Consider the following 10398-nt stretch of genomic DNA (forward strand, 5'->3'; position numbering starts at 1 on the left):
TTTTATGTTAAATAATTGTCATTACTTGATTCATTTTAAAAATCCTATATAATGATATATTAGCATGATATTTATTCAGACCTTTGCATCAATTTTTTAAAAAATTGTTTATAAAAATTATTTTATACAGTTGACTTATATTGGAAATTCTGGTACGATTTAAACATACAATTTATGTCGAATTTTGTAAATACGAGGAGGAAAAACATGAAGTCCACAGGTATAGTAAGAAAGGTTGATGAGCTCGGAAGAGTTGTAATTCCAATAGAATTAAGACGTACTCTAAATATTGGAGAAAAAGATGCTTTGGAGATTTATGTCGACGGAGCTCACATCATTTTAAAGAAATACGAACCAGCTTGTATCTTCTGCGGCCAAGCAAAAGATGTGAAAAACTTCAAAGGAAAAAACATCTGCCCTACATGTATAACTGAAATTACAGAATAATCATGTTATAAAATCCGTGTCCCTTTGGACACGGATTTTATTGTATTGCAACATTTATAAATCAATGCTTTCCTCGTAAACCTCTCTTTTTCCTAAGCCTCTTTCCTTGGCTACCTTCTTTACCGCTTCCTTTTTGTTCATTCCAGCATCTATATACATATGTAAATGATCTTTGATGGAAAGCTGCTCCCATTTCTCTTCTTCCATGGCCTTCATCGCCTCTTGGGACATTCCCTCCACCAAAATCACAAATTCCCCCTTTGGTGGTTTCTCTTCAAAGTGAGTGATAAGCGCCTCTATCGTCCCCCGAATATATTCCTCATGACGCTTTGTCAACTCTCTAGCTGCTACTGCATTTCGATTGCCTAACATCTCATGGATATCCTTCAATGAAGCCACTAGACGATGGGGAGCTTCATAGAAGATCATGGTTCTATCATCCCGTTGAAGAAATTCCAGTCTCTTTTTGCGATTCTTTTTCTCACGATCTAAAAACCCTTCAAAGGCAAAATGGTTTGTGGGTAGTCCTGAAGCTACCAATGCAGTGGTGAAGGCCGTAGCGCCAGGTAAAACTTCAAATTCCATATCATGTTCAATACACAGCTTGATTAAATCTGCCCCCGGATCTGATATTCCCGGCATCCCTGCATCAGATACCAAAGCGATGGTCTCGCCAGCTTTTAGCTTTTCAATCAGATGATTTCCCTTTGCTCCTTTGTTGTGTTCATGATAACTAGTAAGGGGTTTTTGAATATCATAATGATTTAAAAGCTTAATAGAGTGCCTAGTATCTTCAGCTGCAATCACATCTGCCTCCTGCAGCACTCTCAATACCCTTAAGGTTATGTCCTCTAAATTTCCAATAGGCGTCGGACAAATATACAGCTTTCCTTTTCCTTCCCTCATCATCGCACTTCCTCATCTATAACCTGTTCTCTTCCATAAATCTCATGAATTTCATCGGTATAGCTACCATCTTCATTATATACATACAACGGGTCCATGAACTTCAACTCAGGGCGTCCATGCTTTACACCCTCGATCAACAGTATGTTCGGCTTCTTATTTTTATTAGGATGCACAAATCGAAGCCGTTTAGGTTCCAGCTTATACTGTCTGCACAGATCAATAATATCCACCAACCGATGGGGCCTATGAACCATATAGAAATGCCCTCGATCCTTTAACAGCTTCGCTGCCGTTCTGATGACATCCTCCAGGGTGCATTTCACTTCATGTCTGGAAATCGCCTTCATACTATCTGGGTTTAAAAGCCCTCCGCCTTCATTCATATAGGGTGGATTGGAGGTTACCGCATCAAAGGAGTAGGGTTCCAATTGTTCCATAATCTTGTTCAAGTCCTCATGGATAATATGAACTCGTCCTTCCAGCTGATTGAGCTGAACACTTCGAAAAGCCATCTCTGCTACCTCTTCCTGAATCTCTACGCCAAAGATCTCCTTGGCATTGGTTTTACCTGCTAAAAGAATTGGGATAATACCTGTCCCCGTTCCCAGATCAATAACACGCCATCCCTTCCGTACTTCACAGAAATTGCTCAGGAGCACTGCATCTACACCAAAACAAAATCCTTTTGGATTCTGGATCAATCTTAAACCCTTGCACTGTAGGTCGTCAACCCGTTCTCCATCTTTTACTAGTTTCTCTTCCATATCCATCTCTCCTAAGTTTACTCTTCCTATTATTATAACACTTCGGCTTGCAATATATAAGAGGTACAGATCTCTGTACCTCTTATATCTATTGATTTAATGCATGTTCAATCTTTTCCATCATGGTATCCTTATCCATGGCACCCGTTACAACCTCAACAATCGTGCCTTCCTGGTCTAAAATATAGGTGGTGGGGAAAGCTCTTACCCTATATTTTACTGAAACTGCTCCATCCACATCAAATAGGACAGGGAAAGTAAATCCTTTCTCATCTACAAAGTCGTTTACATTGGTCATCTCCGTCCCCGGCTTCTCAGCGGCCAGTACATTCACTGCCAGAACTACAACCTTTTTATCCTTATAGGTTTCATATACCTCCTGCATATGAGGCATTTCCGTTACACAATAACCGCACCATGTGGTCCAGAAGTTGATAAATACCACCTTCCCCTTTAAGCTAGACAAGGTAATCTCATTGCCTTCACGATCCACCAATGTAAAGTCATAGGCCTTATCCCCTGGAAACACGCCAGAACCACTATTTTCTTCTGCGCCTGTATTGCCATTCTCTTTAATCTGTTCCTCCCCAGGAGCTGGAGTCTCTTCTTGCCCGGGCATAGGCTCCTCTATGCTGATCTTTCCCGGATCCTCTTTCTTAGGATTTAACCATCTGAAGTAAATTGCACTTCCTAAAATACCGATGAGTATGATACTGATTACAATGATCAGACCTTTCCGATTCATATCCTCTCCTCCTTTGGTTATGACAATATGGCCGATAATTTATATAAATAATTGGTGTATATCAATATACCCATCATCACCAGTAGCAAACCACTGACCATCTTGATGATGGTAAAGTATCTGTATAGGGCTCGAAGGTGATGGATCATATAGTTTACTGCCAAGGCTGCAAGGATGAAAGGAATCCCTAAACCCAGGGAATATACACCTAAAAGTTTTACCCCAGCGAATACCGTTTTTTCACTGCTGGCCATCATGAGTACAGAAGCCAATACTGGCCCCACACATGGCGTCCATCCAAAACTGAAGGTAGTTCCTAACAGAAAAGAATTCATAAACTTTGGTGACGCATCCTGTAGTTCCATCCTTTTCTCTCGATCTAAAAAACCAATATGGATGATGCCTGCATGATGCAACCCAAAAATAATGACGATAACCCCACTAGCTTTTCGAATTACTTCTGCGTAAGTATAGATAAACCTTCCTAGGGCACTGGCTGTAGCTCCTAGCACGACGAAAACAAGGGAGAGCCCCAATACAAACCCTAACGCATTTAATACCGTATTTCTATGTAATCTTCGGTTTTCTCCGATCTCTTCTACAGATGCACCGGCCAAATAACTCAGATATACCGGAAGCAGTGGTAAAACGCAAGGTGTAAAAAACGAGGCCAAGCCTTGTAGGAATACAATCAAAATCGAGATCTGGCTTGAAGCCACCACAAATCCCCCTTTCTTTTACTTTTATTCCATTATACTATATTTTCAACAAAAAAAGACCCTCAACATCTTACAGGGTCTTCTCATGTCATTCTAAAATTATTCTGGAATCGGTGCGTCCACAGGACACACATTGGCGCAAGCACCGCATTCAATGCATCCGGCCGCATCAATTACGTATTTATCATCTCCTGCACTGATTACATCCACTGGGCATTCTGGTTCGCACGCACCACAACTGATACATGCATCTGTAATGACATATGCCATTTCTGTTCACCTCCATTCCTCAGTAGCTATTTACCTACTAAAGTATTTCCCATTCTGGAGGTCTTTATAACATTTTCCGACAATCAAAATATCTACTAATCCTCTAGATATTTTATCTCTTCATAAATGATTTCTTCTTTTTCTTCCTTCTTGCAGCAGCCACCACCGCAACAACCCATTCTATTTACAGCATGCTTATCATATATCAGAACTTCATCACTGAGCTTATCATCTTTTCCGTCCTTACCTTCCTGAAGAATTGGTCTGACCTTCACGCATTCTAAAAGAACGTTGTTCTCAATCACGATGCCCATACCCTCAGGTGTCTTTACCTTCTCTCCCACTTCAGGTAGATTGTCTCTCAAACCCTGATACATTTCATGCTCATACTTCAGACAACACATCAAACGACCGCAGATTCCAGAAATTTTTGTTGGATTCAAAGACAAGCTCTGTTCTTTCGCCATTTTTATCGATACAGGTTCAAAATCACCTAACCATGTGGCACAACAAAGGGATCTTCCGCAGGGGCCCATGCCTCCAATCATTTTGGCTTCATCCCGTACACCGATTTGCCTTAATTCAATCCTAGTTTTGAAAATAGCTGCCAAATCTTTTACTAACTCTCTAAAATCCACTCTGCCATCAGCTGTAAAATAAAAGATTACCTTATTGTTATCAAAGGTATATTCCACATCAATTAGCTTCATATCTAGCTGGTGTTGCTCTACCTTTTCAATACAGATTTGAAAAGCTTCCTTTTCCTTTACGGAATTTTGATGGTGTTGGATCTCATCCTCCTCGGTTGCAATCCGCAACACTTTTTTTAGAGGGTGAATAATATCCTCTTCGTGAATCTCCTTAGGTCCTACAACTACCTCTCCAAACTCTATGCCCCGAGAAGTTTCTACAATTACATTTTGTCCTTTTTGTATTTCAATGGTATCTGGATCAAAATAATAAATTTTTCCTGCTTTTTTAAACCTTATACCTACAACTGGAATCATCTTATACCTCCTGTATATTCAAAAGCAGTATTTCAATCGCCAACTGGAAATTTACGTTTGCTTTTATATCCCTCTTTGTTTTTTCTATTATTTCAATAATATGACTTATTTTCTCATATCCTATACGATTCAGGTGCTTTTGTAAATCATTTTTTTTATCTAAATTTATTAAAAAGGTATCGGTTCTTGTTTCCCTTAAAATCAGTATGTCTCGGAACCATACCAATATAAAATCCAGGATCTCGTCCACATTTTCTTTATGCTTCTCAAAAAAATCTACAAGACTAAATACTTTGAGAGGCTCTTTCTCTAAAACTGCATCAATCAAATCTATAGTTTCTTCCCTAAGGATCTTGAATGCCTCAGATTCTTTTAACTTTACTGCCTTACCGATAATCCCATCAGCAAAAGCTGAATATACCCTGGCATCTTCCTGGTTCATTCCATATTTTTTCATGAGGAATCCTTCGATGCAGGCTTGTCCCACTCGATTGAACTTAAAAATCTGACAGCGAGATCGAATGGTCGATAGAAAACTGCTGGCAGTGGTAGTTATAAAGATAATCACTGCATAGGCAGGTGGTTCCTCCAAAGTCTTTAACAGCCGATTCTGAGCGCTCACTGTCATGAGATGGGCATCCTTCATAATGTATACCTTTTTATTGCTTTCATAAGGCTTTATCAGAACATCCTGCTGGAAGTCTTCAATCTGCTTATTCTTGATACTGCTCCCTTCTGGCTCAATGATCTGGATATCGGGATGATTGTCATGTTGAAATTTCAAGCAGGAAGAGCAGACATTACAAGCCTCTCCTCCGCCATTTTTGCACATAAGGGCCTTGGCAAAAGCCAAGGCTGTTAATCCTTTTCCAATTCCTTCTGGTCCGTCAAACATATATGCATGGGCAACCCTATGATGCTGAATCGCTGACTTCAATTGCTGGATTATTTTTTCTTGCCCTATGATTTTATGAAATCCCATGTACTTCCTCCATCACTTCTCTTTTGGATATATGCATGCTACAGTTTTTCAAACCGGTCCACATCCAATACAAATATGGTTGCACCGCCTACCTGTACTTCAATGGGATAGGTCATAAATACCCCTGTTCCTCCCATCATAGGTGTTGATGCTGGAGCTATTTCTTTTCTCGTTTCACAGGTGTTTCTAATGATCTCGATCACAGTATCTACTTTTTCCTTTTCCACCCCAATCAACAGGGTCGTATTTCCAGACTTCAAAAACCCTCCTGTAGAAGCTAACTTTGTCACCCTGTAATTTTCATCCATGAGTTGTTCTACCAAATCATGGGCATCCTCATCGTGAATGATGGCAACAATCAGTTTCATATAAACGCTCCTTTCGCTTTAAGTGTATAATTCCAAAACTTAATACAGATTTATATTTTATTTCTCTTCTTCGGATTATTGTTTGCCTGGTTAGTGGTTAGTCGTTTGCATGTCACTCTAATAGGTCTTTCTGATCTTTATACCCAAAAACACAACTCAATACCACTAACCACTAACTTCTAACAACTAACTCCTACTCTCTAACAATTCTTCAATATGCCCAATAATCTCTTCATGAACCTCCTGGATCGTTCGGCTGGCATCGATTCCCCGTATACGCTGGGGATATAGAGCCTCCAATTGCATATAGCCTTCAAATACACGGCGATGAAAATCAATTTTCTCCCTTTCTAAGCGATCCTCATTTCCTTGGGAAAACTTTCTTTGGATACCGATCTGAGGTGAAAGCTTGAATAAAAATGTAATATCGGGCATGATTCCTTGAATAGCCACCTGATTGATTCCTTCTACCAGAGCTACGCCAAGATTTCTCCCTACCCCTTGGTAAACCAAACTAGAATCCACAAACCTATCACAAATCACAATTTTTCCATTTTCCACTGCAGGTTTGATAACCTCTGCCACGTGCTGAGCTCTAGATGCGGCATACAATAAAGCTTCAGTTATATTGTCCATCTCTACATGGTTTTTATCCAAAATAATCTCTCGAATCTTCTCTCCAATCCGTGTTCCTCCAGGCTCCCGAGTGATAACAACCTCATACCCCTTCGCAGTAAAATACTCTTCAATTTTCTTCATCTGAGTTGTTTTTCCTGACCCATCTGGCCCTTCTATTGTAATGAACAAACCTCTCATGCAACACCTCTTTTCTTTATCCTAAAGCTCGATCACTTTAATCTTCTGTAAAGTTGTATCTTCTAAACCAACAATCTGTATCCCATTCTTTTTTAAGGTTTTTATATATTCAATCACTTCTGTCGTTATTTCCTCCCCGGGACATACTATAGGAATTCCTGGAGGATACGGGATTAGATACTCTCCACTTATTTTACCAGAACTATCTGCAAAGTCTACAGCAGATTTTTCCATATAGATAGATTGCCGTGGTGTCAGTTTCATCTTGGGAAGCTGATAGGAGTATAGTGGTGTCTCTACATGCCGATGGACTATTCCTTTTCCATCCTTTATGGTCATCAGTGCATGGGCTAATCTATCAAAATCCTTGCGCTCATTCCCGATAGTTGCTACAGCAACGGCTACATTTATATTGGCTAACTCCATCTGTATATGATATTTTGTACGAAGAAGCTCTTCTAATACAGTTCCCTGAATGCCTAATGCTGTCATATCAATCACCAGCTTTGTTGGGTCCACTGCCTTAACACCGTAAGATGCTACTGTTGTATGGTCAAGTATTTTAATCTTTTCTGATTCCATAATCTGATTTTTCAAAGTCTCAATATGCCCTAAAAGCTGATTCATTAAGAACTTGCCTTCTGCCTCTGCGATGGTACGCGCCAAATCCAAAGAAGCCATCAAGAGATATGACGGACTTGTACTTTGCTGCATAGCCAACATTACCTTCAAACGATTTACATCTATCCTCTGAGACCTCACATGAAGCATGGATGCCTGTGTAAATGCCGGCAGTGTTTTGTGGGTACTCTGTGCTACAATGTCTGCTCCTGCCTCCAATGCTGACATAGGCAAAAGATCACTGAGGTTAAAATGGGCTCCATGAGCTTCATCTACTAATAATATTTTATCATACTTATGCACGATTGTGGCAATTGCCTCTATATCCGAGCATATTCCATAGTAGTTTGGATATGTAATCAACACCGCCTTGGCCTCAGGATATTCCTTTAAAGCTTGCTCTACGGTTTCAGGTCGTATGCCCATGGAGATACCCTTTTCTACCCATACCTCTGGCTGAATATATACTGGCGTGATATTTCCCAGTATTAAGCCATGAATTACAGATTTATGGCAATCTCTAGGCACAATCACTTTATCTCCTGGATTGGCAACTGCCATCAACATGGCGATAATTCCACAGGAGGTGCCATCCACCAGGAAAAAGGTATGATCCGCCTTATAGAATCTAGCAGCCTTTTCCTGAGCCTTCTTAATCATTTCTTCTGGCGCATGGAGATTGTCCGTCCCCGGTATTTCCGTTATATCTATGGACAATAACTGTCCTGTGAAATTTTTATAATTGAATCGATCATATATCTTGCCACTCTTATGTCCTGGCACATGAAAGGATACCATATCCTTTCTACTATGCTTTAATAAGCGATCTAAAATAATCGGCTGATCCATACAATCCCTCCTATCATGCTTATCTTCTATATCTATAGGTCTTTTTCCTTTAATTTTTCTCTATATATCGCTACATCCTCCCAAAAAGCATACAAAGCCATCAACCTTCAGTTGATGGCTTTGTTCTTTTACATTGCTGTTAAGAACTCTCTCCACATCTTTTTCATTAGAATATTGTACACCTCATATTTTTTATCTTTCATATCTAAATTGGAAATTTCTCTTTCACAGGCCTTACATATGTACCCGCCCAGTATTTCAATATATCGTGTAGTATTCTGAGAACATATGGAACATTCTGCGGCTTCATGTTTCACCTTACTCACCAGCCTTTATCATTTTCCAAGATTATTACCCTTTCCCTATTAGTTTATTCTCCTGTGGCATGTCACGTTATACTTTTTTTCATGCATTATTTTTAGTATATTTTTGTCGCATACCACAATATATAGATGCACCATATGACAAATTATACAATATACTGGACTAGTCACAGCCATTAGAAAACCCATGTCACTTTATGACATGGGTCATGATATGCTAGTTTTTCCCTTGGGAAGATTGTATTGCTCTTAGAAGTTCCTCGCTAGGCGCTATCACAAAGCGATATTGATCACCACTACGGGTAAATTCTCCTACATACCATTGATCATGGTTGCTGCCTGTAACAAATTTATACACTTTTACATTTCCTTTGCTTCCCTTGCTATCTAATTCATTGTAAGGATAAAACTGTTCCAGCTCCCACAGTTTCAAGCTGAGAAAAAGATGATTTGCCCTTCCAAAAACCTTCTCCATAATAAGATCATCATCTATGAGCTTGTAATTAAAATACGCAATGTGTTTATAAATAATCGCCATACATCCACTGCTCGCTATCAAAAGGGACACAATCCCTGCTGCAGTGCCTATTGCAGGACTAATCCTAGCGAATAGCTTCACGGCCATATTCATAATAAAGGTTGCAGCAAAAATCATGAGCAATAATTTCCAAAAGGAAAGCTTCTTCTGCTGTATCGTTTGTCTAATCATAGGCCCCATCTGGTAATCCATCCTTTTATTTTACTTAATATTATCATACAAATATTATCATATCACTTCAACTTTTCTTTATCAATCATAAAGAACAAAGTTGCCTATCGGTAATTTGTTTTCGCTAGGAAATCTTCGGTTTCCTTCGGCGGCTGCAAAGCAGCTTCCTGAGGACCTTCCTTAATACGGCAAAGGGGAAAATCCTCTCTGCACACCCCATATCTAGGAAATTGAAGACCATAATCCCTAGATATTAAAAAATGCCTTCTCTACGGAAAGCACTTGATCGATGATATGATGAATTATATAATTGCAGATGGTCACTATTTTACGAGTTTCATGTACTCTCTTTCAAAATAGCCGTCATGATAATAGGCTGTATCGGCAGGCCTACTAGATTTCTTGCTTGGTTTTAAGTCTTTTATTGCATCGTTAAGCAAATAGGCTTGAAGATAGCCTACGGGTATACAAAGGGTTATCAGAAACATTACCTTGATTAGCATAGCACAATCCGTCTCCTCTTCCAAGTTTATGCATAATTAATTCTATAACCCCTTCCCTTTTTCCTCCTTATTTTTTTTAGTTATTTTGTCCTATTTTATTGAAATCTAGAGGTTTATGTCTATTTTTTATAAGCAATATACATCATATTGTGCATTAAGATTTCTACATCACTATATATATACGACAATTTTCTATCTTAATACAGAAAAAACTCAGAAGAAATTTCTTCTGAGTTTTTTTAAAAGTTTCGCATGCCGCTCTCGCAGTTGCTTAAACCAGCGACGACCTACTCTCCCAAGGGGCTACCCCCTAAGTACCATCAGCGCTGAAGGGCTTAACTTCTGTGTTCGGTATGGGAACAGGTG

General features: G+C 39.4%; 14 protein-coding genes and 1 rRNA gene. 1 reads left to right on the plus strand and 14 read right to left on the minus strand.

What is annotated here, in order from left to right; translation table 11 throughout:
• The first annotated feature begins 207 nt into the window (after positions 1-207).
• The gene (locus tag HNQ80_RS23755; RefSeq protein ID WP_184313404.1) at positions 208-447 is read left to right on the plus strand and encodes an AbrB/MazE/SpoVT family DNA-binding domain-containing protein; all 240 of its coding nucleotides are present in this window, start codon (positions 208-210) and stop codon (positions 445-447) included.
• A gap of 54 nt (positions 448-501) precedes the next feature.
• On the opposite strand, the gene rsmI is transcribed toward HNQ80_RS23755, so the two are convergent.
• From rsmI to rrf, 14 genes are all read right to left on the minus strand, one after another.
• A complete protein-coding gene (gene rsmI / locus HNQ80_RS23760) occupies positions 502-1353 on the minus strand; it encodes a 16S rRNA (cytidine(1402)-2'-O)-methyltransferase (protein ID WP_184313406.1) in 852 nt (283 codons plus the stop codon).
• Positions 1353-2120, minus strand: coding sequence for a tRNA1(Val) (adenine(37)-N6)-methyltransferase (locus HNQ80_RS23765; protein ID WP_184313408.1), 768 nt, complete (start codon positions 2118-2120; stop codon positions 1353-1355). Before HNQ80_RS23765 ends, rsmI begins: the two co-directional genes overlap by 1 nt.
• An 88-nt stretch (positions 2121-2208) precedes the next feature.
• Complete coding sequence (locus HNQ80_RS23770; RefSeq protein ID WP_184313410.1) at positions 2209-2865, minus strand: TlpA family protein disulfide reductase; 657 nt, start codon at positions 2863-2865, stop codon at positions 2209-2211.
• A 17-nt stretch (positions 2866-2882) separates the two neighbouring features.
• Positions 2883-3584, minus strand: coding sequence for a cytochrome c biogenesis CcdA family protein (locus HNQ80_RS23775; RefSeq protein ID WP_184313412.1), 702 nt, complete (start codon positions 3582-3584; stop codon positions 2883-2885).
• Between the two features lie 99 nt (positions 3585-3683).
• Positions 3684-3854, minus strand: coding sequence for a 4Fe-4S binding protein (locus tag HNQ80_RS23780; RefSeq protein WP_184313414.1), 171 nt, complete (start codon positions 3852-3854; stop codon positions 3684-3686).
• 95 nt (positions 3855-3949) lie between these two features.
• Positions 3950-4861, minus strand: coding sequence for a PSP1 domain-containing protein (locus HNQ80_RS23785; protein ID WP_184313416.1), 912 nt, complete (start codon positions 4859-4861; stop codon positions 3950-3952).
• Position 4862: 1 nt separating this feature from the next.
• Positions 4863-5843, minus strand: a complete 981-nt coding sequence (gene holB / locus HNQ80_RS23790; protein ID WP_184313417.1) for a DNA polymerase III subunit delta' — start codon at positions 5841-5843, stop codon at positions 4863-4865.
• 38 nt (positions 5844-5881) lie between these two features.
• Positions 5882-6211: a cyclic-di-AMP receptor gene (locus HNQ80_RS23795; RefSeq protein ID WP_184313419.1), complete on the minus strand. Its 330-nt coding sequence runs from the start codon at positions 6209-6211 to the stop codon at positions 5882-5884.
• Positions 6212-6397: 186 nt separating this feature from the next.
• The gene (gene tmk / locus HNQ80_RS23800; RefSeq protein ID WP_184313421.1) at positions 6398-7027 is read right to left on the minus strand and encodes a dTMP kinase; all 630 of its coding nucleotides are present in this window, start codon (positions 7025-7027) and stop codon (positions 6398-6400) included.
• Positions 7028-7048: 21 nt separating this feature from the next.
• The gene (locus tag HNQ80_RS23805) at positions 7049-8497 is read right to left on the minus strand and encodes an aminotransferase class I/II-fold pyridoxal phosphate-dependent enzyme (RefSeq protein WP_184313423.1); all 1449 of its coding nucleotides are present in this window, start codon (positions 8495-8497) and stop codon (positions 7049-7051) included.
• Between the two features lie 128 nt (positions 8498-8625).
• Complete coding sequence (locus HNQ80_RS26750) at positions 8626-8823, minus strand: sigma factor G inhibitor Gin (RefSeq protein WP_408626367.1); 198 nt, start codon at positions 8821-8823, stop codon at positions 8626-8628.
• Between the two features lie 214 nt (positions 8824-9037).
• Positions 9038-9529 carry a hypothetical protein gene (locus HNQ80_RS23815; protein WP_207727177.1) on the minus strand — a complete coding sequence of 164 codons (492 nt, stop codon included), beginning with the start codon at positions 9527-9529 and terminating at the stop codon, positions 9038-9040.
• Between the two features lie 323 nt (positions 9530-9852).
• Entirely contained in the window at positions 9853-10032 is a 180-nt protein-coding gene (locus HNQ80_RS23820) for a hypothetical protein (RefSeq protein WP_184313427.1), read from the minus strand.
• A gap of 274 nt (positions 10033-10306) precedes the next feature.
• Positions 10307-10398: ribosomal RNA gene (rrf, locus tag HNQ80_RS23825) — 5S ribosomal RNA — on the minus strand; the annotation flags it as partial.

It is taken from the genome of Anaerosolibacter carboniphilus (assembly GCF_014205875.1).
In the GTDB taxonomy this organism is placed as follows: domain Bacteria; phylum Bacillota; class Clostridia; order Peptostreptococcales; family Thermotaleaceae; genus Anaerosolibacter; species Anaerosolibacter carboniphilus.

Coding starts and splice junctions, on each gene's coding strand:
- HNQ80_RS23755 (WP_184313404.1), top strand. CDS start 208: ATGAAGTCCACAGGTATAGTAAGAAAGGTTGATGAGCTCGGAAGAGTT.
- rsmI (WP_184313406.1), bottom strand. CDS start 1,353: ATGAGGGAAGGAAAAGGAAAGCTGTATATTTGTCCGACGCCTATTGGA.
- HNQ80_RS23765 (WP_184313408.1), bottom strand. CDS start 2,120: ATGGAAGAGAAACTAGTAAAAGATGGAGAACGGGTTGACGACCTACAG.
- HNQ80_RS23770 (WP_184313410.1), bottom strand. CDS start 2,865: ATGAATCGGAAAGGTCTGATCATTGTAATCAGTATCATACTCATCGGT.
- HNQ80_RS23780 (WP_184313414.1), bottom strand. CDS start 3,854: ATGGCATATGTCATTACAGATGCATGTATCAGTTGTGGTGCGTGCGAA.
- HNQ80_RS23785 (WP_184313416.1), bottom strand. CDS start 4,861: ATGATTCCAGTTGTAGGTATAAGGTTTAAAAAAGCAGGAAAAATTTAT.
- holB (WP_184313417.1), bottom strand. CDS start 5,843: ATGGGATTTCATAAAATCATAGGGCAAGAAAAAATAATCCAGCAATTG.
- HNQ80_RS23795 (WP_184313419.1), bottom strand. CDS start 6,211: ATGAAACTGATTGTTGCCATCATTCACGATGAGGATGCCCATGATTTG.
- tmk (WP_184313421.1), bottom strand. CDS start 7,027: ATGAGAGGTTTGTTCATTACAATAGAAGGGCCAGATGGGTCAGGAAAA.
- HNQ80_RS23805 (WP_184313423.1), bottom strand. CDS start 8,497: ATGGATCAGCCGATTATTTTAGATCGCTTATTAAAGCATAGTAGAAAG.
- HNQ80_RS23815 (WP_207727177.1), bottom strand. CDS start 9,529: ATGATTAGACAAACGATACAGCAGAAGAAGCTTTCCTTTTGGAAATTA.
- HNQ80_RS23820 (WP_184313427.1), bottom strand. CDS start 10,032: ATGCTAATCAAGGTAATGTTTCTGATAACCCTTTGTATACCCGTAGGC.